Here is a 23,211-nt window from a genome sequence, read left to right as displayed (position 1 = left end):
GTTCAGCCTTCTTCGTCGTTCGCGAAAGGGTCGGAGGGGCCGGGCTTGATCGCCCGCCAGAACTGTAGATCGACGTTCTGTCCGTCGAGCAGCTGGAACATGGTGCCGCGCACCGTCCGGTCGCTGATCCGCTGGGTGGCGCGGGCGAACGCGGCCCGGTCGTGCCCGAGCGGCGCGAGGGCCGCGAACTCCTCCCGGGCGCTCGCGGCCAGCGCTTCGGCCTGCGCCACCAGACCTTCCACGATGCCGCGCACCCAGGCGTCGAACTCGTCCGGAACCTGTTCCAGCAGCGCGTCGAGCGGACCGGTACCGCTCGCCGCGTAGGCAGCCAGTTCCTGCGGCTGGCAGCCGAGGATCTGGGTCAGCCGCTTGGGATCGCGGTCGGCGAACCGCTGGATGCCGAGGCTGCGCCAGATGTCCCGTTCGGTGACACCGGTGATGACCTTGTGCAGCCGCACGTAGTCCGCGGTCTTGGCCTTCGTCCGCACCCCGGAGGCGAACCGCAGGACGTACCCCTCGGCGTCCGTACCGGTGACGGCCCGGCCGTCCACGCGGATGTTCTCGGCCGTCATCGCGAGCAGCCGGGCCAGATCGGGCGCGGGCCAGCTGCGGACGACGGAGCCGATCGGCTGCCACTCCACCGCGGCCTCGGCGAGGGCGCGTTCGGTGCCGTCGTGCGCGTACGCCGCGAGCAGCACGAGGTCGCGCCGCTCGCCGTAGTTCACGACGATGCGGTTCTCCGGGTACAGGATCTCGACGAGGTACGTGCTCCGCGGGTCGAGCGCACCGGTGTCGGCGGCACGCAGCCGGCGCGTCGCCCAGGTGGCCTGCTCCGAGGTGAACGAGCCCTTGGAGGCGACGTGCCAGCGGGCGTCGTAGTGGAAGACGATGCCGAGGCTGTTGTGGACCAAAACCCCGCGCGCCAGGTAGTTGGACGTGCTCGTGGTGATGTCGTATCCGATGCGGCCGTGCGGGAAGTTCGCCTTCGTCGCGGGGACCGCCTCCACCTTGAGCACACGTGCCGCCGTCGGCACGACCACCTCCTTGCCAGTGGCCATCTGCGTGTACGGCACGTCGCGCCACTGCTCGGGAAGCTTGTAGCGCATGGACGGGTGGACATGTGGCGCCACAGCAGCCCACAGCCGATCGATGGATCGATCGCGTCCGGCGTTGACTCGTAGGCACCAACCCCTGTCCGGGTAGACTTTGCAGTGCACCCCGTACATCTCCGAAAGGTGGCCGGCGAGGCGCTGGACGTCCTCCTGAGTGAAGGAGTTGGTGGCCAGGTTCAGTCGGGGTTGCTGATCATTGGAGCCGGTGCTGAGGGATCCGTCATCCATGATCCACTTGGCGACGGCAAAGTCATCCAGCCAGCTCAGGTCGGCAGGAACACGCTTGATCCCGTCCGGGTACCACTCGCGCCGTAGATCTCCAAGGGCGGCATACTCCCGGCTTCCCGCCCAGACCAGCGTGCTGCCGTAGCCGGAGGTCGAATCCGCGCGGTTGGCCGCGCAGTCGCCCAGGGCCTTCTGGATCGCCTCAACGTATGCGGAGTGCTTGGCGGCGTGCGGCTCCTGGTACTTCGCGACGCCCGCCTTGGTCGACGACGCAACCACGCAGCCGTCTCCCAGCATGGACGCCCGAATCAGGCGGAGCACGTCCGTGCTGGGCTGCCAAGTCTGAGTCGTCACTTCGTCTCCGGGCCGGACTTCGCAGGCCAGTCGGTAGCCCCCGTTGACGTGGATCTCGTGGTTCACGGTGACACGCAGCCGATTGGGACGGCCGCCCGCCCCCGAAAGACGGGAGACCGGTGCGTCGATCGTCATGTCGAGCCAGTGGTCTTTGCGGCCGTTCCGGTGCCAGTCGGTCACGACAGCGGGGACAAGGCTGCCCTGCTCGTCCATCCCGACGAGAGTGACGGACAGCCGCCGGCGAACGACTTCGCCAATGGTGATCGTGCCGCCTCCCCATAGGTTGAGCGCCGTGTTCGTCGGGAAGCAGCCGTCGACCTTGTCGTAGACCTCGAACGGCTCGACGGGCAGTGCCGGCGCGTACGGCAGCCCGAGGCCGTGCTCCCCGACGTTGAAGAACTTCTCGAACGGCCACGCCACGATCGCACCGGTCGCGTCGTCGGCCACCAGACCGCGGCAGCGGATGGTGACGTCGGTCCAGGCGCGCTCGTACTGGCAGGTGCGCGTGTAGGTGTAGATCGAGAGGGGCAGTTCGGGGTGCTGCTTGCGCGAGACGTGTCCCGACTCGATGGCCGCGACGAGGTCTGCGGGCTTGACGAGGGTTTCGAGGTCGGTCACGGCTGCTCCTGATCGGGTCATGGGTGTCCGGTGCAGCGTGACCGGTATCGCTGGTTCGTGCGATCGAATTATTGATCATCATCGATCGCCGAGCGGACCCGGCCCGGTGGCGGGTAGGATCGCCCGCGCCATGCAGATGAATGCCACGTACACCAGTTTTGTCGCGGTCGGCGACTCCTTCACCGAGGGAATGTCGGACGCCCTCCCGGACGGTTCGTACCGGGGGTGGGCCGACCTGGTCGCCGGGCGCCTCGCCGCCCGCGTCCCTGATTTCCGGTACGCCAACCTCGCGGTGCGGGGCAAGCTCATCCGGCAGATCGCGGACGAGCAGGTGGACACCGCCGCGTCGATGCGCGCCGACCTCGTCACGCTGGTCGGCGGGCTCAACGACACCCTGCGGCCCAAGTGCGATGTCGACGCCGTCTGCGCGCTGCTGGAGCAGTCCGTGGAGAAGCTGGCGCCCAGCTGCGGGCAGCTCGTCCTCATGCGCAGTCCGATCCGCCGGGGACCTGTCGCGGCCCGCTTCCTGCCGCGTATGGAGCAGCTCTTCGCGTTCCTCGACACCCTCGCGGAACGGCACGGCGCGGTCGTGGTCGACCTCTACGGGTCGGGGGTGCTCGGTGATGCGCAGATGTGGGCCGACGACCGGCTGCATCTGAACGCCGAGGGCCACCGCCGGGTGGCCGAGGCCGTCTGGCAGGCGCTCGGCCACGATCCGGAGTCGGACTGGACGGAGCTGCTGCCGCCCGCCGTGCCGCCGGGCTGGGTGACGCGGCGCGGCGCCGACCTGAGGTTCACGCGCGAGCACCTGGTGCCGTGGATCGGCCGGCGGCTGACCGGCCGCTCCTCGGGGGACGGTATGCCGCCCAAGCGCGGCGAGCTGCTCCCGTACCGGACCGACCAGAGCTGACCAGGGCTGACCAGCGCCGACGCGCTCTGCCGACGGCCGATCCGGCCGGGGCGCTGGCCTGCGCCGACGCGCAGTAGACTCTCTGCACGTGACTGCTAAGCCTCGTATCCCGAACGTCCTGGCCGGCCGCTACGCCTCGGCGGAGCTCGCCACCTTGTGGTCCCCCGAGCAGAAGGTGGTGCTGGAGCGCCGTCTGTGGCTCGCCGTCCTGCGGGCGCAGAAGGACCTCGGCATCGAGGTGCCGGAGCAGGCGCTCGCCGATTACGAGCGGGTGCTGGAGCAGGTCGACCTCGCCTCCATCGCCGAGCGCGAGAAGATCACCCGGCACGATGTGAAGGCCCGCATCGAGGAGTTCAACGCCCTCGCCGGGCATGAGCAGGTCCACAAGGGCATGACGTCGCGTGACCTCACCGAGAACGTCGAGCAGCTGCAGATCCGGCTGTCGCTGGAGCACGTCCGCGACCGTACGGTGGCGGTGCTGACCCGGCTGGGGAAGCTCGCGGCCGAGTACGCCGAGCTGGTCATGGCCGGGCGTTCGCACAACGTCGCCGCGCAGACCACCACACTGGGCAAGCGCTTCGCGACGACGGCGGACGAGCTGCTGGTGGCCTTCGAGCGGGTCGAGGACCTGCTGGGCCGCTACCCGCTGCGCGGTATCAAGGGCCCGGTCGGCACCTCGCAGGACATGCTGGACCTGCTGGGCGGCGACACCGCGAAGCTCGCCGAGCTGGAGGACCGGATCGCCGGTCACCTGGGCTTCTCGCGGGCCTTCACCTCCGTCGGCCAGGTCTACCCGCGCTCGCTGGACTACGACGCGGTGACCGCGCTGGTGCAGCTGGCCGCGGCCCCCTCCTCGCTGGCCAAGACGATCCGGCTGATGGCCGGGCACGAGCTGGTCACCGAGGGCTTCAAGCCGGGCCAGGTCGGCTCGTCCGCGATGCCGCACAAGATGAACACCCGCTCCTGCGAGCGCGTCAACGGTCTCGCGGTGATCCTGCGCGGCTACGCCTCGATGGTCGGCGAGCTGGCGGGCGACCAGTGGAACGAGGGCGACGTGTCCTGCTCGGTGGTGCGCCGGGTCGCGCTGCCGGACGCGTTCTTCGCCTTCGACGGCCTGCTGGAGACGTTCCTGACGGTGCTGGACGAGTTCGGTGCCTTCCCGGCCGTCATCGCCCGTGAGCTGGACCGCTACCTGCCGTTCCTGGCCACCACGAAGGTGCTGATGGGCGCGGTGCGCGCCGGTGTGGGCCGGGAGATCGCGCACGAAGTCATCAAGGAGCACGCGGTGGCCTCCGCGCTGGCGATGCGCGAGAAGGGCGCCGAGCGCAACGAGCTGCTGGACCGGCTGGCCGAGGACGAGCGGATGCCGCTGGACCGGGCGCAGCTGGACGCGCTGATGGCCGACCGGCTGTCGTTCACCGGTGCCGCCGCCGGACAGGTCGCGGCCGTCGTGCAGCGGATCGCCGAGGTCGCCGAGCGGCACCCGAAGGCGGCCGCGTACGCGCCCGGAGCGATCCTCTGACGCCGGAGGAACTCGAAGCCGCCCGCGACCGCACCATCGAGGATGTGGCCGCGGGCGGTCTGCGTGTGCTGTTCTGCGGGATCAATCCGGGGCTGCTGTCCGCGGCGACCGGCCACCACTTCGCCCGGCCGGGCAACCGGTTCTGGCCGGTGCTGCACGCCTCGGGCTTCACTCCCCGGCGGCTGCTCCCCGCCGAGCAGCGCGAGCTGCTCTCGTACGGGCTCGGCATCACCAATGTCGCGGCGCGGGCCACGGCGCGGGCGGACGAGCTGAGCGCCGCGGAGATGGTGGAGGGCGGCCGGATCCTGGACGCCAAGGTGCGGCAGCTGGAGCCGGCGTGGCTGGCCGTGGCCGGCATCACCGCCTACCGGGTCGCCTTCGGTGAGAAGGACGCCCGGATCGGCCCGCAGGAGCGGACCATCGGCCGGACCCGCATCTGGGCGCTGCCGAACCCCAGCGGCCTCAACGCCCACTGGACGGCCGCGGCCATGGCGGAGGAGTTCGGACGGCTGCGCGCGGCCGCCGACGACCCGGATCCGGCCGCCCGCTAGGCACTTGAGGGTGCTCCGGTGAGGCTCCGGCGGCGACCGGCGCCGCGCGGGCTGCAACGGCACTCGCCGCGCGGCCGCTGGCCAGGTACGATCCGCCCACATACACGCGCCGGCTGGGAGGACATACGTTGGGGCGGCTCACCGGCGGGGACCCGTCCCTACTGCGACGGATCAATTCCGCGGTGGTCCTCCATGCGCTGCGCGGGTCCCAGACCCCCACTCTGACCGAGCTGGTGCACAGCACCGGGCTCTCCCGGCCGACCGTCGAGGGCGTCATCGAGGGGCTGACGGAGTCCCGTCTGGTGGTGGAGGCCCCGGCCGAGCCCGGTGACGCCCGCAAGCAGGGCCGGCCGGCCCGCCGCTTCCGGTTCCACGCCGAGGCCGGCCATCTGCTGGGCATCGAGATCGGCGCGCACCAGGTGCGTGCGGTGCTGTCCGACCTCAGCGGCCAGCTGCTGGGCTCGCTGGGCCATGACGTGGCGGAGGCGGCGTCCGCGGACGACCGGCTGGACCGGGTCCGCGGCACCGTCGCCGAGCTGCTCCGCAAGTGCGGGGTGGCGCGCAGCACGCTGTGGGCGGTCGGTGTCGGCAGCCCCGGCATCGTCGAGGCCGACGGCGCGGTGCGGTTGAGTACGGCGCTGCCGGGCTGGACGGGTCTGCCGCTCGGCGAGCGGCTGCAGCGGTCGTTCCGCTGTCCGGTGCTGGTGGAGAACGACGCGAACGTCGCGGCCGTCGCCGAGCACTGGAAGGGCGTCGGCATGGGGACCGACGACATGGTCTTCGTGCTGGCCGGGCTGAGCCCGGGTGCCGGTTCGCTGATCGGCGGCCGGCTGCACCGCGGCTTCGGCGGCGCGGCGGGCGAGATCGGGGCGCTGCACCTGCTGGGGCAGGAGGTGACACCGGAGCATCTGCTGTCGACCACCGGGACGCCGCTGCACCCGCTGGACGAGTCGGCCGTCGCCCGGGTCTTCGCGCTCGCCAAGGGTGGCGATGTGCAGGCCAAGGAGGCCGTGGACCGGTATCTGCGGCGGCTGGTGCACGATGTGGCGGCCCTGGTGCTCGCCCTCGACCCCGAGCTGGTGGTGATCGGCGGCTGGGCGGCGGGTCTGGACGGCGTTCTGGAGCCGCTGCGCGACCAGCTGGCGCGCTACTGCCTGCGGCCGCCGGAGGTGACGCTGTCGGCGCTGGGCCAGGAGGCCATCGCCACCGGGGCGCTGCGGCTGGCGCTGGACCACGTCGAGGAGCAGTTGTTCGCCGTCGAGCAGACCTCGCTCCCCCGGCGCTGAGCCGACGGCGCCCTCCCGACAGCACTGAGCACCGGAACCCCCAGGGTCCCGGTGCTCAGGTGGGTACGACGCTGTGTGCTCAGGACGCCTGGCGGCGCTCCTGCTCCTCGTGCGGGGTGACCTCCACGGCGCCGGAGTCGCCGAAGGTGAGCCGGCAGGTGTCCGCGCGGTAGGTGGAGATCGCGACGGCGGCGACCTGGCCGGCCGCGAAGTAACGCGTGGTGACGACGAGGACCGGGGCACCGGGCAGCCGGTCGAGCTGCTTGGCGTCCTCGGCGCGGGCCGAGCCCAGCTCCACGGCGCGGTCCTCACCCTCCAGGTCCAGCCGCTGCAGCTCCCGCAGCACGGCGGGCGCGTGGGTCGCCGGGGACAGCAGACCGGGCAGTCCGGGGACCGACTCGGCGGGAACGTAGAGCAGTTCGGTGGCGACCGGCTGGCCGTTCATGACGCGCTCGCGCCGGATGGTGTGCACCGGGACCCCGGCACCGCTGTCGAAGAGCCGGGCGACGGCGGCCGGGGCGACGGCCTCGGCGCAGCCGACCGTGCGCCAGGTGTCGTTGCCGATACCGGGCCAGGCGTTGTCCGTCGGGCCGACGGCCACACCCATGCGGGGCGGGGCGACGGTGGTGCCGACACCACGGCGGCGCTGCAGCCGTCCTTCGAGCTCGAGCTGCTCCAGGGCCTGGCGGAGCGTGGCCCGCGCGACACCGAAGCGGGCGGCGAGGTCACGCTCGTTGGGCAGGATCTCGCCCACCGAGAACTCGGAGTCGAGCGCGTCATTGAGCACGGTCTTCAGGTGCCAGTACTTCGGCTCCTGAACGTCCTGCGTCGCGTCGAGCTGCGTGGTCCCCACCCTGTCCTCGCAATCGCTGGGGCCCTGAGCGGGCCTTGTTCAGCCTTGTTTCGGAACCCCTGTTTATTAAAGGTTCTTGCACTACTAAGGCGACGATAGGGCGGGCCTCCCCCTTGGTCAAGACCAATCATCGATCCGGTCCCTGACCAGGGACGCCTCGTACGCATGGCGTTCACGCGATGTTGATGCCGCGCCACAGGGGCGCGGGCCGGTCACGGAGCGTCGCCGCCGGCCGGGGTGACCGGGGCGGCACTCCGGTGGGACCGGCCGTGCCGATGTCCGGGCGGGGCGGCGGGCACGGAGCCACAATGAGGCCGGGCCGCCGCAGCGGCGGCCGCTGCGGGAACGAAGGGGAACCGGATGCGTTACGCGGTACTGGGTACGGGCGAGGTCGGCCGGACGCTCGCGGGCAAGCTCGTCGCGCTGGGCCACGAGGTGACGCTCGGGTCGCGTACGAAGGACAACCCGGCGGCGCTGGCGTGGGCGCAGGAGGCCGGGCCCGGTGGGCACCACGGGACGTTCGCGGATGCGGCGGCCTTCGGCGAGGTCGTCGTCAACGCCACCGGGGGCATGGTGTCGCTGCAGGCGCTGGAGGCGGCGGGTGCGGCGAACCTCGCGGGGAAGCTGCTGGTCGACGTCGCCAATCCGCTGGCGTTCGCGGCCGGGGAGATGGTGCTGGACCCGGTGGGCTCCGACAGTCTCGGCGAGCGGATCCAGCGGGCGTTTCCGCAGGCCCGCGTGGTGAAGACGCTCAACACGGTCAACTCGGCGGTGATGGTGGATCCTTCACGGGTGCCGGGTGAGCATGTGCTGTTCCTGAGCGGGGAGGACACGGCGGCGAAGGAGCAGACGGCCGCGCTGCTGGCGGAGTTCGGCTGGCCGCGCGAGCGGGTCGTGGACCTCGGCGGGATCACGTCGGCCCGCGGTACCGAGGCCTATCTGCTGCTGTGGGTGAAGGCCATGGGCGCCCTCGGGCACGCCGACTTCAACGTCACACTGCAGCGGGCCGGTTGACCGCTGCCCTGCCCGCCACGGAGGAGGGAAGGAGCCCCGACCGAGACGGGGGCGCCCGGTCGGGGCTGCTGGCCGGGCCGGCAGCGAACACCGGCCCGTATCCAGTGAACTCACGGTGCCCCATAGGAGTTCCCGGGCTTCCCCGATACCCTTCCTGACGTCATGTCTATCAACGGTCAGGAGCGCTCCATGCCCCGAACCGCCTCCCTCGTCGAGGTCTCCCCCGCCGGTCTCCCGCCCGTTCTCGTCGCCTACGAGCGCCGCGGCAAGGGAGAGCCGCTGGTGCTGCTGCACGGCATCGGGCACCACCTCCAGGCATGGGACCCGGTGGCCGGTCTGCTCGCGGCCGAGCGGGACGTCATCGCCGTGGACCTGCCCGGCTTCGGGCAGTCCCCCGCTCAGCACGAGTCCGTCCCCAGTGACCTGCCGACCGCCGTCGCCGCGCTCGACGCCTTCTTCACCGCGCTCGGGCTCGACCGCCCGCATGTGGCCGGCAACTCCCTCGGCGGCCTCGTCGCACTGCACCTGGGCCGCGAACGGCTCGTGCGCAGTGTGACGGCGCTGTCCCCCGCCGGGTTCTGGACCGAGTCGGAACGGCGCTATGCCTTCACCGTGCTGGGGGCGATGCGGCGCGGCGCCCTGCTGCTGCCGCCGACCACCGTGCAGCGGATGGCCCGCAGTACGGCCGGCCGCGCCGCGCTCACCAGCGCGATCTACTCCCGCCCCGGACAGCGCTCGCCGGAGGCGGTGGTGGCCGAGACGCGTGCCATGCGGGAGGCCGCCGGATTCGAGGCCACGCTGGCGGCGGGCCGGGCCGGCGTCGTCTTCAGCGACGACGTCCCCGATGTCCCGGTGACCATCGCCTGGGGCTCCCAGGACCGCGTCCTGCTGCGCCGCCAGGGGATCCGCGCCAAGCGCACCATCCCCGGCGCCCGGCTGATCCGGCTGCCCGGCTGCGGCCATGTGCCGATGAACGACGACCCGGAGCTGGTGGCCCGAGTCATCCTCGACGGCTCGCGCTGACCGCCGGCCGGGCCTGCGCCGCCCGGCCCGTCAGGGCTCCGGTCCGTTCGCCCGGCGCGCGCCGGGCGAGCATTCCGGAGCCCACCGCGACTCCCGCCGCGACCAGCAGGCTGCCCGCCAGCCGTCCGGGCCCGAACGTGCCCACGCCGACCAGCGGCGCTGTCAGCGCCGCGGAGACCGGGATCAGCCCGGAGAAGAGCGTGGCGCGCTCGGCGCCGATGCGCTGCATTCCGGCGTACCAGCAGACGAAGCCGATGACGGTCGCCACGACGGCCTGCCAGCCCAGCGCCACCGCCTCGCCCGTGTCCGGCAGCCGCAGCGCGGCCCGCCCGTCGAGCAGCAGTCCGAGCAGCCCGGCCTCGACGGCGGCGAAGCCGCAGACGCAGGTCGACAGCAGTCGCGGACCCAGCGGGCCGACCAGCGGTGCCGCGACCACCGCGAAGGCGACCTCCCCGGCGAGCGCCGCCACCGACCACACCAGCCCGGCGGTGTCCGAGCCGCCCCACCCCTGCACCGCGAACGCCCCGCCCGCGACGAGCAGCGCCCCGGCCAGTACCGCGCGGGAGGGACACCGGCCGGCCAGCAGCGGCACGAGCACCGCCACGACGATCGGCGCGCAGCCCACCAGGACGCCGGGCACCGCGGGTTCCGCGCTGCCCTCGGCGGCGAGCACCGCGAGGTTGAAGCCGACCATGCCGGTCGCGGCGAGCACCGCGAGCCGCAGCCACTGCCGCCCGGTGAGCGCGCGCAGCCGGACGGCGGTGTCGCCGGCGCTTCTGAGGGTGAGCAGGGCCAGCAGCACGAAGGCGATGCCGTACCGCAGCCCCTGGCCTCCGGCGTGCGGGTAGTCGACGAGCGCGCCGTTGGCGGTGAAGGAGCCGCCGACCAGGACACAGGCGAGGGCGGCCAGGAGCGCTCCACGGCGCTGGAATGAGTTCATGCGATGACGCTATGAAGAGAACCGGTCCGGATTAAGGTCCAATCCCATGGCTGCTTCGAGGACCACTTCCGACGACGGCGACGGCAACGGCAACGGTGACGGCGCGGGCGGGACCGCCGCCTGGGAGCTGCTGCTCCCCTCGTTCGCCGCCCCGGCGCGCAGCCGTGGCCGCGCGCTGCAGGGGGCGCTGCGCGACGCGGTGCGGTCGGGCCGGCTGGCGCCCGGCACCCAACTGCCGTCGAGCCGGGAGCTGGCCGCCGACCTGCGGGTGTCGCGCGGTCTGGTGACGGACGCGTACGCGCAGCTGACCGCAGAGGGATACCTGAGCGGCCGGCAGGGCTCAGGGACGTGGGTGACCAGCGCGTGCGCGGGTCCTGCGGCACCTGCCCCGGGACCGTTCGCGGCGGACGACCGGGGCGGCCCCGCGGACTTCCGGCCGGGGCTGCCGGATCTGTCGCTCTTCCCGCGCGCCGCCTGGTCGGCCGCCCATCGCAGGGTGCTGACGCGGCTGCCGCACCGGGCGTTCGGCTATCCCGATCCCCGCGGGCTGCCCGAACTGCGGGCCGCGCTCACCGATCTGCTGGCCCGCCGCCGCGGGGTCGCGGTGGAGCCGGACCGGGTCGTGGTGTGCTCCGGGGTGGCGCAGGCGCACACCCTGATCGGCCTGGTCCTGCGGGACCGCGGGGAGCGCCGGGTGGCGGTGGAGGATCCGGGCAGCCCAGAACACACGGCGCTGTTCGCGGCCGCCGGGCTGGAGGCCGTGCCCGTTCCGGTGGACTGCGACGGCCTGGACCCGGCGGCGCTGGCCGCCAGCGGGGTACGGGCGGCCGTGGTCACCCCGGCCCACCAGTTCCCATCGGGGGTGGCGTACACCGCCCGGCGGCGCGGTGAACTCGCCGACTGGGCCCGGGAGAGCGGCGGGCTGCTGATCGAGGACGACTACGACGGGGACTTCCGCTACGACCGGGCCCCCGTCGGCGCCCTCCAGGGCCTGGCCCCCGGCCGGGTCGCCTACACCGGATCCGTCAGCAAGTCGCTGGCTCCCGGACTGCGACTGGGCTGACTGGTCGCGCCGGCGGAGCTCGCGGCCGAGGTCGCGGCACGCAAGCGGACGATGGACCTCGGCAATCCGGTGACCGAGCAGGCCGTCCTGGCGGAGTTCATCTCCGGCGGCCACTACGACCGGCAGTTGCGGCGCTGCCAGCGCCTCTACCGCATCCGCCGCAACACCCTGGCCGAGGCGCTGGAACGGCACTTCCCCGGTTCACAGATCAGCGGGATCGCGGCCGGACTGCATGTGATCGCGGCCCTGCCCGCACGGTACGGACCCGAGCCGCGCTTCCTCGCGGCGGCCGCGGCGGCGGGTGTCGCGGTACGGCCGCTGTCCGACTACACCGTGCGCGGCGGCGGTGCGGAGGACGGCCGGGTGCACCTCGTCATGGGGTACGCGCACCTGTCGCCCGCGGACATCGAACGGTCCGTCGCCCTGCTGGCCGAGGGCTTTTGATCTCGAATCGGCAACGAGAGGTTTAACTTCTCGATACCCCCTTCTGTCGCAGTCGTCCCCCTTGATAGATATGACGCAGCGCGTTCCTGTCGGTCGATAGGCGCTCCACCCCCTTTTGGCCTTCGTCCTGTTGAGAGGTACGCCCATGCCTCCGCGCCCCCGCGCGGCGGTCCTGCCCCTGGTCGCGGTCTTCGCCGCCGGGTATCTCGCCGCCTATCTGCTGCCCACCATCGTCGGGCACCTCGGTTCCTCCCCCGGTGGCCTCGGCCTGAGCAGCGCCCACGCCGGCGCTGTCGGCAGCGCCCTGCTGCTCTCGTCGGCCGGTGCCGGACTGACCCTCGCCTCCCGTGTGGACCGCCTGGGGCCCGTCCGCCTCGCCCGCGCCGGACTGCTGCTCATGGTGGCGGGCTTCGCCCTCGCCGCCGGCACGTCCCACGTCCCGCTGGTGGTCGCCGGCTGTGTCATCGGCGGCTTCGGCTCCGGGACGGCGACGGCGGTGGCCGCCGTCGGCATCGCCGCCCGCCCGGATCCGCACCGCGCCTCGGTACTGGGTCTGTTGACCACCTCGGCGACGGCCGGCGCGCTGTACCTGGTGCTGCCGCGACTCGGTGGCGGCCACGCACTGCCGTTCGCCGCCATCGCCTGCGCCGCCGCGCTGGCGCTGCCCGCGGCCGGGCGGCTGCCCGCCGCACCGGACCGGGCGGCGTCACCGCGCCCCGACGCCGGCGTCCCGGCCCGGCTGCCGCACCGCCGTGCCGGCGCCGTACTGGCCGTCGCCATGCTGTGCTGGTCGATGGCGCAGAACGCCCTGTGGGGCGTGAGCGGACGCATCGGCCTCGACCGGGCCGGACTCTCCGAGGCCGCGCTCGGCCTGGTCTTCGCCGTCGCCCTCGGCGGCGGTCTGGCCGGGGTCGGCGCGGCGGGCGCGCTCGGCTCCCGGCTCGGCCGCGCCGTCCCGATCGGCGTGGGCACCGCGGTCATCGCCACCTGTGTCGCGGTGAGCGCCTCGGCCGGCGGAGCCGTGCCGTTCGCGACCGGCGAGGTGCTCTGGAACACCGTCTACCCGGTGGTGCTCTCCTACCTGATCGGCCTGGCCGCCTCACTCGACGGCCAGGGCCGCTGGGCCGTGCTGGCCGGCTCCGCCTCCAACCTCGGCGTCGCCTGCGGACCGATGGCCGGGACGCTGCTCGCCGGTCATGCCGGCTATCCGGTCATGGGCGCCGTACTGGCCTGCGTGCTGTTCGCCACCGCCGTGCCGCTCACCGCGGTCGCGCTGCACAGCGGCGGCCGCGTCCTGCTGCCGGGCACCGTACGGCGGCGCGGTGGCGCGGCCGCGGCGGCTGTCGCGGGCGCGGCCGGCGCCCCGGCGGGGGCCGTACCCGAACTGGGCGGCACCGAACTGGTGGTGACCGACATCGAGGTCGCCCCGATGCCCGTACTGGAAGCGGTGCTCGCCCCGCCGGCGGCCGCGCTGCCGGCCCCCGCGAGGAGTCGGCGGCGCAGCTCACGTCGGTCTAGCGCACGGCTCTACATCTAGGAGTTGGACCACTGGCGGGTCGAGAGGACCAGCCGGTAGCCGTCCGCGTCCTCGATCGTGACACCCCACTGGTCCCAGTACGGGTTGTGCGCGGGCACGCGGGTGCCGCCGTGCTCGAGCAGGCGGGCGAGGAGGTCGGCCGGGACCTCGCCGTCGACGTAGACGACGAGCAGGTCCTCAGCCGTGGGCCGGGGCTCGACCGGCTGTCCGGGGTCGTGCACCAGCTCCAGGTGCCAGGCCGCGTCCGGCCAGCCGGCCATCAGCAGGGCGTGGTCCCCGGGGGTGCCGTCCCCTTCGTGGCGGTAGAGCACATCGAGACCGAGACCGCCGATCCAGAAGCGTTCGGCCGCCGCCAGATCCTTCGACGGCCGCGCGATGCGGACGTGTGCCGTGCCGTTGACCGCCATGAAAACCCCCTGCCCAGGGGCCGCCACCTGCGGTGACCCGATACGGAGGAACCTACCGGGCCGTTGATCATCCGTACGGTCGGCCACGGACCCCAGGGATCAGGGAGCGGGATCCGCGTCCGGTGGCTGCTTGGTGTGGTCGAGGACGGATCCGGCTTCGGCCCGCCTCCGTTCGGCCATCTCGCCCTCCTCGTCGCCGTAGTCGGCGAGCACCGCCCGCGCCCGGTCGGCGGCGGCGTCGCGCCGGCCGAGGTCGGCCTCGATCCAGGCGGCGACCAGCTGTGCGGCGGAGCGGCCGTCGCGGGACCCGTAGGTCGCGGCGGCCCGCCCGGTGTGTTCAAGTGCCTCCTCGTAGGCGGCGCGGGCCGAGCCGTCGGTGTCCGTGTCCCCGGGTTCGCCGGGGCAGCCGCGGACCAGGAGTTGGCCGGTCTGGAGGTGGGTGTCGGCGAGGTCGGCGCGCAGCATGTCCCGCTCGTCCTCGTCGGTGGCCGCGGCGAGCGCGGCGGCGGCGGTCTGAGCGGCGGACTCCATCGCCCGGCGGGCGGCGGGCAGTCCCGGCCGGCCCTCGCGCAGCTCGATCCATGCGCGGGCGCGCAGTGCGCGCACCACCGCCGGGGTCCGCCCGAGGGCGCGCCACAGCTGTTCCGCGCGCTCGTAGGCCTGGACGGCCTGGTCGTCGAGCCCGGCGCGGTTGAGGGCGTCGGCGGCGAGGTGGGCGAGATTCGCGTGGTCCTGCTGTTCCTCCCACTCCTTGGCGATCTCCGCGGCGAGCAGGAACTGCTCGGCGGCCTCGCGGGGTTCGGCCAGCTGCAGCAGACACTCGCCCAGCCACCACCGGGCCTGTACGACCCGGCCCTCGTGGTGCGCCGCGCGCAGGTCGGGCAGCGCGGTCTCCAGGACGGCGGCCGCTTCGGCGGCGCGGCCGAGGCGGTTCAGCGCCCCGCCGAGCACGAGCCGGGCCCAGCCGCCGGTGTCCTCGCCGTCGCCCGCCTCGTCGGCCCGGTGCGCGCCTTCCAGCGCGTGGTCGGCGGCCTCGTCGTCCTGGCCGCTGTCGGCGAGCGCCTGGGCGAGGACGGTGAGCAGATGGGCGTGGTGCGCGGGGGTGAGGATCCCGGCGCCGAGGTCGAGCGCGGACCGGGCCGCGCGGGCGGCGGTGTGCGGATCGCCGTGGTTCAGGGCGAGCTCGGCGAGCATCGCCTCGCCCTCGACGGCGAGCCAGGGGCGTCCGGCCTCCTGGTGCAGTGCGGAGGCCCGGGTGAACGCCTCGGCCGCGCCCCGGACATCGCCGCGGCCGGCGACGAGCCGGCCGAGCAGGCAGGTCGCGTCGGCGATCCGGCCGAGGACGCGGTCCTCGTCGCGGCGGGCCTCGGCGAGAACCAGGATGTCGGAGACCTCGGCCTCCACCGCGGCCGCGGCCGCCTGGGGGTCGGCGGCCTGCCCGATCGTTCCCAGCCGGATCCTGGCGCGCATCAGCAGTGCGCCGGTGAACTGGCGGGTGGTGGCCCGCTCCTTGGCGTGCAGTTCCCTGAGCTGTTCGCAGGCGGCGTCGGCCGCGGCGAGGGCGGGTTGCGCGGGTCCGGCGAGGGCCATGGCGTAGGCGGCGCGGCCGCGGCACGCGGCGGCCTCCCCGTACTCCCCCGCCGCCTCGAAGTCCGCCACGGCCGCGGTCAGCAGCGCGAGCGCCGCCGGCGGGTCGTCGAGGCTGTCCATGCCGGCGTGGTCGGCGACTTCGGCGCGGACCATCGGGTCCAGCGGGGTCCCGGTGCGGTCGGCGGCGCGGCCGACCGCGGCCCAGGCCCGGTAGGCCGCGTCGCGTTGCGCCCTGCTGAGCTCACGGGCCCGGGCGATCAGCTCCGTGAGGTCGTCACTCCGTTCCGCGGCAGAGTCCGCGGCGGCGTCCGCGGCACCGTCCGCGGACGGCACGTCGGCCGCCGCGGCCGGTGCTGTCTCCGGAAGGCGCGCGGCGCGCACCCCGAGCGGCAGCCGGTCGAGGAGCGGGGTGCTGCCGAGGCGTTCCGTCACCCACGTGCTGACGGTGTCCGTGCCGTTGCGCTCGTCGAATCCGCGGGCGAGGCGCGTGATGGTGGCTTCGGTGCGGATGAGGAGCTCGGCCGCGGTGCGCGTCGTCGCCCCGGGCGCGGGGACGGGACGGTCGCCGTGCCCGAGGGCGGTGAGCCGGCGCAGCAGGACGGCGGCGGCGCCCAGGAAGTGCAGCCGGGACAGGGGCGTTCCGTCGCCCTCCAGGTGCGCGGTGTGTTCGGCGAGGATCTCCAGGCCGCGCGCCTCGTTGCCGGTCAGCGCGCAGAACTCGATGTGCCGGCCGATCGAGGGCAGCAGGCTCTCGTTGCCGCGGGCCAGCCGGTAGCCGCGCAGATGGTTCCCGCGGGCCTCGTCGGTCCGCCCGAGCCGGACCAGGGGCAGCAGTGACAGGGCCAGGACGCGGTGCGGTTCCTCCTGGCAGCTGTGCTCGCCCGCCAGCACCGGCGCCCAGGCGTCGACGGCGCGTTCGTCCTCGCCCAGGTCGGCGTGCCACTCGCCCTCGTCGTTGAGTTCGCAGGCCCGGCAGTCGCTCATGATGTCGCGGTCGGCGGCGGTCCAGGCCGCCAGCGATTCGGCGGCCGCGGCCATGTCGCCGGTGTGCCGGGCCAGGCTGTACTCGGCGGCGCGTACGGGCCGCTGCGAGTAGCCGCCGAGGGCGTAGCGGCGGCCCATCTCCACCAGCCACCGGCGGATGGACTCCAGCGGGATGTCGGAGTAGCCGATCATGCCGGTGCTCACCCATTTGAAGCGCCAGTGCAGCTGGTAGACGGCGCGCTCGCCGAAGTCCTCCGGGTGCTCGTCCCACATCCGCAGCAGACGGGAGAACGGCACGAACATCTTGGCGCGCTCGCTGCTGTACTCGTAGGCGCTGACGAGGTCGAAGAGCGCGTCCAGCAGCAGCGGCCGGTCGCCCGTCGTCTCGGCGAGGCCCACCAGTTCCTCGGCGCGGGCGTTGCGCACCGTGCCGTTGCGCGCGGAGCGGTTCTCCTCCAGCGCCTGGTGGATCTCGTGCGCGGCCGCCGTCATCGGGTCTCCTCCTGGCCTTCGGGGTGCGTGGCCCACTGCAGCAGGTCCAGGAACGCACGGTTGATCAGTGCCGAGTCGGCCGGGCGCAGCGGGCGCTGGGCCAGCATCAGGGCCTGGCCGTAGAGCGCCTCGGTGGCGGTGCCGGCGAGTTCGGGGTCGTCGAGGGCGCTGATCCGGCGGACCAGCGGGTTGTGGTGGTTGAGGACGAGCCGCGCGCGGGGCGCGGAGCCGCGCAGCGAGCCGAGGATGCCGGCCCACAGCCCGTCCGCCTGGGTCTCCTCCTCGGCGCGGGCGCGTTCGAACCGGGCGGCACGGTCGTCGAGGTGCAGGGCGGGGACGGTCAGCGGGTGGAAGGTGCGCAGCACGACGTCGCAGCCCAGGGCGTCGAGCCGGGTGCGCGCCGCGGTGAGGAAGCCGGCCAGCGCGAGCTCCTCCGCGGGGTCGACGGCGTCCAGGTGCGCGGTGACGGTGTCGGCGTCGAGTTCCGCGACGGCGGTGCCGGGCCGGACCCGCGGCAGCAGTTCGACGAGGTCGGCGTCGTACGTGTAGCCGCCGTTGACGACCCCGATGCCCTGGGCGGACGCGATCGGCGCGACCTGCCGGTACTCCTCGACGGTGCGGGTGAAGTGCACGACCGGGTGGCGGCGGGCGAACTCCTCCAGCGACAGCCGTCCGTCGGTGGTCTCGAACGGCAGCCACGGCAGCATCACGCGGAGCATCTCCGGGTCGTGCCGGGCCAGCGACTTCACCCCGAGGTGGTGCACGGACAGGAACTGCCCGAGCCGTTCGGGGTCTCCCGCGGCGAGCGCGGTCAGCCACTCGCGGATACGGCCGCCGAGCGCGTCGCGGACGGCGGCCAGTGTCTCGTCGGCGTACAGGCTCTCGCGGGACGCGGTGGGGCGCAGGCTGTCGGTGTCGATGACGCAGCGGACGAAGAACGCCCAGTCCGGCAGCAGGTCGTCGGCCCGTTCGGTGAGCAGCATGCCCTTGAGGTGGACGCGGTGGCCCGCGCGCCGGGCGGGGCTGACGGCCTCCGGCAGCACGTAGGCGACGCCGCGCACGCCTGCGAGCGGCACGTCCAGGCCGATGGCGTCCAGCGGGGTGAAGCCGAACTGCTCGTGGCAGTGCCGGGCGAGGGCGATCCGCCGGGCGGCGGGGCTGGAGTGCTGGCGTTCCCACACCGCGGGCAGATCGGTGACCGGCTCGTCACCGACGCGGACGTCGTAGGGCAGCAGCGAGCCGAAGTCCCGGGCGAGGGCGGTGACCCGGGCGGGTTCCAGCCACTCGGCGGCCCCGGGCCGGGCGCTGAGGTACACCGTGGTGCCGGGTTCGGTGCGCGCGTCCGGCGGCAGGGTGCGGACGGTGTACGAGCCGTCGTCGCGGGCCGTCCACTCCACCGGCGGGGCGTCGGGGGTGCGGGCGGAGCGGCTGACGACGCGGATCTCCTCGGCGACGACGAAACACGCGAGCAGGCCGATGCCGAACTGGCCGAGGAACTCGGCGCGCGCCGACTCCAGACCGTCGCGCTTGGAGCTGCGGCCGATGGTGGCCAGCAGGGTGTGCACGTCGTTCTCGGTCAGACCGATGCCGCTGTCCTCGACCCGCAGCCGGCCCTCGCCGGCGTACAGCCGCACCCGCGCGGGCGCGTCCGGCTGCTCCGCGCGACGCGCCGTGATCGCGTCAACGGCGTTCTGCAGCAGTTCCCGCAGGTAGACCTTGGGGCTGGAGTAGAGGTGGTGGGAGAGCAGGTCCACCAGGCCGCGGAGATCGACCTGGAAGGTGTGCGGTATGTGATCAGCAGTCATCGTCTCAGCCGTGCAGGGGATGAATTCCGGCCATCGTAGGCCGCTGCCCCGGTGTTGACCATGGGTTTCGGCGTGCGGGCCGTCCAGCCCCGGGCGCCGTGTTCACCGGCCGTTCGGCCGGACGGCATCCGGGACCAGTAGGAACGGGGACGACGCAGGGGCAGCCGAGCAGCGGGAGTCGCACATGTCGCAGATGCCGAACACAGCACACCAGGAGCAGGGTTCGCCGCGGTCGCGGCCTTCGGTCACGGGGGTGGACCGCCGGACGGTCCTCGGCGGCGGCCTCGCCGCGGCCGGAGCGCTGCTCGTTCCCGCCGTGACGGCGGCGCCCGCGCTGGCGCTTTCGGGGCGGCCGGCCGCCCCGTGGGGTGTGCAGAGCGGTGATGTCACGGCCACGTCCGGCCTGGTGTGGGTGCGGGCGGACCGGCCGGCCCGGATGGTGGTGGAGACATCGGTCAGCGGCTCCTTCCGCGACGCGCGCCGCTGGCAGGGCCCGCTGCTGGGTCCCGACACCGACTTCACCGGCACGACCTCGCTGCGCAGGCTGCCGTCCGGTGAACAGATCCACTACCGGGTGCTGCTGGCCGATCCTGACGACCACCGGCGTACCGGCGCACCCGTGGACGGCACCTTCCGCACCCCGTCGGCACGGCGCCGCGACGATGTGCGCTTCCTGTGGTCGGGGGACCTCGCAGGACAGGGCTGGGGCATCAACCCGGACATCGGCGGCTACCGCATCTACGAGGCGATGGGCCGGCTCGACCCGGACTTCTTCCTCTGCAGCGGTGACAACATCTACGCCGACGGTCCCATCGCGCCGACCGCGGCACTCCCCGACGGCAGCATCTACCGCAACCTCACCACCCCGGAGAAGTCCAAGGTCGCCGAGACGCTCGCGGAGTTCCGCGGCGCCTTCCGCTACAACCTGCTCGACGACAAGCTGCGCGCCTTCAACGCGCGGGTGCCCTCGGTCATCCAGTGGGACGACCACGAGGTGCGCAACAACTGGTACCCGGGCGAGATCATGGACGACGCGCGGTACGCCCAGAAGAGCGTGGACGTCCTGGCGGCCCGCTCCCGGCGGGCGTTCTCCGAGTACTTCCCGATCTCGACGCTGCGGCCGAACGCCGACGGCCGGGTCCAGCGGGTGCAGCACCACGGTCCGCTGCTGGACGTCTTCGTGCTGGACATGCGCACCTACCGCAACGCCAACTCCCCCGACACGCAGACGCAGGACGCGCAGGGCATCCTCGGCCGGGCGCAGCTGGAGTGGCTCAAGCGGGAGCTGTCCCGGTCCCGCGCGGTGTGGAAGGTGATCGCCGCCGACATGCCGCTGGGCCTGGTGGTGCCGGACACCACGGAGGGCAGGCCGAACATCGAGGCGGTCGCGCAGGGCGACCCGGGCGCCCCGCTCGGACGTGAGCTGCAGATCGCCGAGCTGCTGCGGTTCGTCAAGCACCGGCGGATCACCGGGACGGTGTGGCTGACGGCCGATGTGCACCACACCTCCGCGCAGCACTACCAGCCGTCCCGCGCGGCGTTCACGGACTTCGCGCCGTTCTGGGAGTTCGTCTCCGGTCCGCTGAACGCCGGCGCGTTCCCGGCCAGCGCGCTGGACGGCACCTTCGGTCCCGAGCGGGTGTTCGTCAAGGCGCCCGAGCGCGCCAACGTCTCGCCCGCCGAGGGGTACCAGTTCTTCGGCCAGGTCGACATCGACGGGCAGTCGGGCGAGCTGACGGTGCGGCTGCGCGAGCAGGACGGCACGGTGCTGTTCACCAAGGTGCTGCAGCCCGGCCGCGTCGGGCAGTAGGGCACCCGGCCCGCTTCGTCCGCGGTTCTGCCGTCCGCCGGTCGCGGGACACCGCCCGGCGGACGGCAAAACCGTTGAAAGCGCAAATTAACCACCAGGAATCACCCTTAACCCACCGGTCATAGAACGTTCGTGATCACGCAACACATGTTCGACATGGTGTTCTCATGCCTCAGCTGACTCCGTCGAACCCACGCCCCTCCCGCTCCCACCGCCACCACTGGCGGCGCGACCTGGTGGAACTCGCCGCTCTCTTCACCGCGGTGGCCGCCGCCGACCTGGTGGCCGATGTGGTGGTGCACGGTCCGGAGGGGCCCGTCCTGCTGGCCGCCTCGGCCGTCGCACTGCTGGCGACGGCCGGTTTCCACACATGGTGGGCACGCCGCCACAGTCATGCGCCCCCTGGACCTGCTCCGGCGGACGGGGCCGAGGAACCGGGCCCGGCGACGCTGTGGCGGCTGCGCACCACGGTGCGGGACACGCCCGGCAGCCTGGGCGCGGTGTGCATGGCACTGGCCGACGCCGGTGTCGACATCCTGACGCTGCAGACCCATCCCTTGGCTGACGGCACGGTCGACGAGTTCCTGCTCCGGGCGCCCGGGTCGGTACCGGCCCTCGCGCTGTCCCAGGTCGTCGGGGCGGCCGGCGGACGCGACACCTGGACGGAGCGGGCCGACGCCCACGACCTGGTGGACACCCCCACCAGGATGCTGACGCTCGCCACCCGCACCGCCCTGGACGCCGCGGAGCTGCCGCTCGCCCTGCGCCAGCTCTTCGGCCGGTGCACGATCCGCTCGGTCCCGGCCGCGAAGGACGGCGCACCGGCGCCGGAGGAGTCCCTGACCGAGACCGTGATGACGCTGCGCGACCCGTCCGGCGGCACGATCACCGTCGAGCGGGCCTATCTGCCGTTCACCCCGACCGAGTTCGCCAGGGCGCGGGCCCTGGTGGAGCTCGACTCGCGGCTGGGCGCGCGGATGCCGGAGAGCAAGGACGTGCTGACGCTGCCGGAGGGCAACGAGATCACGATCCGCCGGGCCGGGCCCGAGGACCTGCCCGCGGCCCGCGCCATGCACGACCGCTGCTCCCCGGCGACGCTCGCGCAGCGCTATCACGGCCCGGTCCCCGACGCGGACCGCTATCTGAAGCATCTGCTCAGCCCGCGCTTCGGCCGGACGCTGGCCGTCGAGACGGCATCGGGCCGGCTGGTCGCGCTCGCGCACCTGCTGTGGGACGGCGACGAGAACGAGGTCGCCCTGCTGGTCGAGGACGACTGGCAGCGCCGAGGCATCGGCGCGGAACTGCTGCGCAAGCTCGTCGGGCACGCCGTCGAGGCGGGCCGGGGCAGCGTCTACGCCGTGACCCAGGCGAACAACACCGGCATGGTGGCGACCATGCGCGATCTGGGACTCCCGCTGGACTACCAGGTCGAGGACGGCACGCTGGTGATCACCGCGACGCTGACGCCGGCGGGCGTGCCGTCCTCGCCGAAGGTCACGAGCCGGAACTGACCGACCCGGCGAGGGCCGCGGCCCGCAGCGCGCCGTCGAGGTCGCGCCACAGGTCCTCGACGTCCTCCAGGCCGACCGACATCCGCAGCAGCCGGTCGCTGACGCCCGCCGCCCGGCGGTCCCGCTCGTCAACGACGCGGTGGCTGATCGAGGCCGGGTGCTGGATGAGGGTGTCGACACTGCCGAGGCTGACCGCCGGGGTGATCAGCCGGACCGCGGCGATCACCTCGTGCGGGTCGCCGTGCACCTCGAACGCGACCATGGCGCCGCCGATCCGCGGGTAGTGCACCGCCGCCACCCGCGGATCGGCGGCCAGCCGCCCGGCGAGGACTTCGGCGCTCTGCGAGGCGGCGCGCATCCGCACCGGCAGCGTCGACAGACCGCGCAGCAGCAGATAGCCGGCCAGCGGGTGCAGGACGCCGCCGGTGGCGAACCGGACCTTGCGCAGCAGCCGGGCGAAGTCCTCGTCGCACGCCACCACCCCGCCGAGCACGTCGCCGTGACCGCCGAGGTACTTGGTGGCGCTGTGCAGCACGATGCTCGCGCCCAGCTCGGCGGGGCGCTGCAGTACCGGCGTCGCGAAGGTGTTGTCCGCGAGCAGCGGCACCGTTCCGCAGGCGTGCGCTATCGCCCGCAGATCCAGTTCGGCGAGGGTGGGGTTGGCGGGGGTCTCGACCAGGACCAGCCCGGTGTCGGGCCGGATCGCGTCGGCGATGCCCGCCGGGTCCACCCAGGTCACCTCGGTGCCCAGCAGCCCGCCGGTCAGCAGATGGTCGCTGCACCCGTACAGCGGGCGGACCGCGACCACGTGCCGCAGGCCCAGCGAGCCGCGCGCCAGCAGGCAGGCGGTCAGGGCCGCCATGCCGCTGGCGAAGGCGACCGCGTCGTCGGTGCCCTCGAGCCGGGCCAGGGCGGTCTCGAAACGGCTGACAGTCGGATTGTCCAGCCGGCCGTAGACCGGCGGGCCCTCCAGCCGGGCGCCGGTGGCGGCGAACACATCGAGCCGGGCGGCCTCGCCCCGGCTGTCGTACGACGGGTACGTGGTCGACAGATCCAGGGGTACGGCGTGCACGCCGAGCCCGGCGAGGTCCTCGCGGCCGGCGTGCACCGCTTCGGTGGCCAGGGAACGCGGCGGTGTCACAGTGTGTTGTTCCATGCCC

16 protein-coding genes and 1 pseudogene are annotated in these 23,211 nt (G+C 73.4%); 10 read left to right on the top strand and 7 right to left on the bottom strand.

Annotation, left to right across the window (positions count from 1 at the left end; translation table 11 throughout):
* Window positions 1-2: 2 nt before the first annotated feature.
* Entirely contained in the window at window positions 3-2,309 is a 2,307-nt protein-coding gene (locus LNW73_RS30915) for a hypothetical protein (RefSeq protein ID WP_250992195.1), read from the bottom strand.
* Window positions 2,310-2,439: 130 nt separating this feature from the next.
* Between LNW73_RS30915 and LNW73_RS30910 the strand changes: the two genes are divergently transcribed.
* The 4 genes from LNW73_RS30910 (at window position 2,440) to LNW73_RS30895 (ending at window position 6,578) form a co-directional block, all read left to right on the top strand.
* Window positions 2,440-3,219: an SGNH/GDSL hydrolase family protein gene (locus tag LNW73_RS30910; RefSeq protein ID WP_250992194.1), complete on the top strand. Its 780-nt coding sequence runs from the start codon at window positions 2,440-2,442 to the stop codon at window positions 3,217-3,219.
* Window positions 3,220-3,307: 88 nt separating this feature from the next.
* Window positions 3,308-4,741, top strand: a complete 1,434-nt coding sequence (gene purB, locus LNW73_RS30905) for an adenylosuccinate lyase (protein ID WP_138357207.1) — start codon at window positions 3,308-3,310, stop codon at window positions 4,739-4,741.
* Window positions 4,738-5,292, top strand: coding sequence for a G/U mismatch-specific DNA glycosylase (gene mug, locus LNW73_RS30900; RefSeq protein ID WP_250993091.1), 555 nt, complete (start codon window positions 4,738-4,740; stop codon window positions 5,290-5,292). The genes purB and mug overlap by 4 nt, the downstream gene beginning before the upstream one ends.
* A 128-nt stretch (window positions 5,293-5,420) precedes the next feature.
* Window positions 5,421-6,578 carry an ROK family protein gene (locus tag LNW73_RS30895; RefSeq protein WP_138357209.1) on the top strand — a complete coding sequence of 386 codons (1,158 nt, stop codon included), beginning with the start codon at window positions 5,421-5,423 and terminating at the stop codon, window positions 6,576-6,578.
* Window positions 6,579-6,657: 79 nt separating this feature from the next.
* Here the strand turns inward: LNW73_RS30895 and LNW73_RS30890 are convergent, their stop codons facing one another.
* Window positions 6,658-7,431, bottom strand: a complete 774-nt coding sequence (locus LNW73_RS30890) for a GntR family transcriptional regulator (RefSeq protein WP_250992193.1) — start codon at window positions 7,429-7,431, stop codon at window positions 6,658-6,660.
* A gap of 360 nt (window positions 7,432-7,791) precedes the next feature.
* Between LNW73_RS30890 and LNW73_RS30885 the strand changes: the two genes are divergently transcribed.
* Complete coding sequence (locus LNW73_RS30885; protein WP_250974386.1) at window positions 7,792-8,445, top strand: NADPH-dependent F420 reductase; 654 nt, start codon at window positions 7,792-7,794, stop codon at window positions 8,443-8,445.
* Window positions 8,446-8,634: 189 nt separating this feature from the next.
* Window positions 8,635-9,468, top strand: a complete 834-nt coding sequence (locus LNW73_RS30880; protein ID WP_250974387.1) for an alpha/beta fold hydrolase — start codon at window positions 8,635-8,637, stop codon at window positions 9,466-9,468.
* Here the strand turns inward: LNW73_RS30880 and LNW73_RS30875 are convergent.
* Complete coding sequence (locus LNW73_RS30875) at window positions 9,446-10,408, bottom strand: DMT family transporter (RefSeq protein WP_250992192.1); 963 nt, start codon at window positions 10,406-10,408, stop codon at window positions 9,446-9,448. The two genes, LNW73_RS30880 and LNW73_RS30875, sit on opposite strands and share 23 nt — an antisense overlap.
* Before the next feature lie 46 nt (window positions 10,409-10,454).
* Here LNW73_RS30875 and pdxR point away from each other — a divergent pair.
* A pseudogene (pdxR, locus tag LNW73_RS30870) lies at window positions 10,455-11,915 on the top strand (MocR-like pyridoxine biosynthesis transcription factor PdxR).
* 145 nt (window positions 11,916-12,060) lie between these two features.
* On the top strand, window positions 12,061-13,452 hold the full coding sequence (locus LNW73_RS30865) for an MFS transporter (protein ID WP_250992191.1): 1,392 nt from the start codon (window positions 12,061-12,063) through the stop codon (window positions 13,450-13,452).
* On the opposite strand, the gene LNW73_RS30860 is transcribed toward LNW73_RS30865, so the two are convergent.
* The 3 genes from LNW73_RS30860 to LNW73_RS30850 form a co-directional block, all read right to left on the bottom strand.
* The gene (locus LNW73_RS30860) at window positions 13,449-13,859 is read right to left on the bottom strand and encodes a VOC family protein (protein ID WP_250992190.1); all 411 of its coding nucleotides are present in this window, start codon (window positions 13,857-13,859) and stop codon (window positions 13,449-13,451) included. The genes LNW73_RS30865 and LNW73_RS30860 overlap by 4 nt on opposite strands.
* 99 nt (window positions 13,860-13,958) lie before the next feature.
* Window positions 13,959-16,925: a tetratricopeptide repeat protein gene (locus tag LNW73_RS30855; protein WP_250992189.1), complete on the bottom strand. Its 2,967-nt coding sequence runs from the start codon at window positions 16,923-16,925 to the stop codon at window positions 13,959-13,961.
* Window positions 16,922-18,730 (bottom strand): HSP90 family protein, encoded by a 1,809-nt coding sequence (locus LNW73_RS30850; RefSeq protein WP_250992188.1) that lies wholly within the window; start codon window positions 18,728-18,730, stop codon window positions 16,922-16,924. Before LNW73_RS30850 ends, LNW73_RS30855 begins: the two co-directional genes overlap by 4 nt.
* Window positions 18,731-18,923: 193 nt before the next feature.
* Between LNW73_RS30850 and LNW73_RS30845 the strand changes: the two genes are divergently transcribed.
* Both LNW73_RS30845 and LNW73_RS30840 read left to right on the top strand, forming a co-directional pair.
* Window positions 18,924-20,540, top strand: a complete 1,617-nt coding sequence (locus LNW73_RS30845; protein WP_250993090.1) for an alkaline phosphatase D family protein — start codon at window positions 18,924-18,926, stop codon at window positions 20,538-20,540.
* A 167-nt stretch (window positions 20,541-20,707) separates the two neighbouring features.
* On the top strand, window positions 20,708-22,051 hold the full coding sequence (locus LNW73_RS30840) for a GNAT family N-acetyltransferase (protein ID WP_250992187.1): 1,344 nt from the start codon (window positions 20,708-20,710) through the stop codon (window positions 22,049-22,051).
* Here LNW73_RS30840 and LNW73_RS30835 read toward each other — a convergent pair.
* Entirely contained in the window at window positions 22,035-23,207 is a 1,173-nt protein-coding gene (locus tag LNW73_RS30835) for a trans-sulfuration enzyme family protein (RefSeq protein ID WP_250992186.1), read from the bottom strand. The genes LNW73_RS30840 and LNW73_RS30835 overlap by 17 nt on opposite strands.
* Between the last annotated feature and the right edge of the window lie 4 nt (window positions 23,208-23,211).

Origin of the sequence: Streptomyces sp. RKAG337 (assembly GCF_023701715.1) — a bacterium.
Lineage (GTDB): Bacteria > Actinomycetota > Actinomycetes > Streptomycetales > Streptomycetaceae > Actinacidiphila.
This window is presented reverse-complemented; position numbering and strand designations above follow the sequence as displayed.

Excerpts from the sequence above, each read along its gene's own strand:
- LNW73_RS30910 (WP_250992194.1), top strand. The coding sequence starts at position 2,440 with ATGCAGATGAATGCCACGTACACCAGTTTTGTCGCGGTCGGCGACTCC.
- LNW73_RS30885 (WP_250974386.1), top strand. The coding sequence starts at position 7,792 with ATGCGTTACGCGGTACTGGGTACGGGCGAGGTCGGCCGGACGCTCGCG.
- LNW73_RS30880 (WP_250974387.1), top strand. The coding sequence starts at position 8,635 with ATGCCCCGAACCGCCTCCCTCGTCGAGGTCTCCCCCGCCGGTCTCCCG.
- LNW73_RS30875 (WP_250992192.1), bottom strand. The coding sequence starts at position 10,408 with ATGAACTCATTCCAGCGCCGTGGAGCGCTCCTGGCCGCCCTCGCCTGT.
- LNW73_RS30865 (WP_250992191.1), top strand. The coding sequence starts at position 12,061 with ATGCCTCCGCGCCCCCGCGCGGCGGTCCTGCCCCTGGTCGCGGTCTTC.
- LNW73_RS30860 (WP_250992190.1), bottom strand. The coding sequence starts at position 13,859 with ATGGCGGTCAACGGCACGGCACACGTCCGCATCGCGCGGCCGTCGAAG.
- LNW73_RS30855 (WP_250992189.1), bottom strand. The coding sequence starts at position 16,925 with ATGACGGCGGCCGCGCACGAGATCCACCAGGCGCTGGAGGAGAACCGC.
- LNW73_RS30850 (WP_250992188.1), bottom strand. The coding sequence starts at position 18,730 with ATGACTGCTGATCACATACCGCACACCTTCCAGGTCGATCTCCGCGGC.
- LNW73_RS30845 (WP_250993090.1), top strand. The coding sequence starts at position 18,924 with ATGCCGAACACAGCACACCAGGAGCAGGGTTCGCCGCGGTCGCGGCCT.
- LNW73_RS30840 (WP_250992187.1), top strand. The coding sequence starts at position 20,708 with ATGCCTCAGCTGACTCCGTCGAACCCACGCCCCTCCCGCTCCCACCGC.
- LNW73_RS30835 (WP_250992186.1), bottom strand. The coding sequence starts at position 23,207 with ATGGAACAACACACTGTGACACCGCCGCGTTCCCTGGCCACCGAAGCG.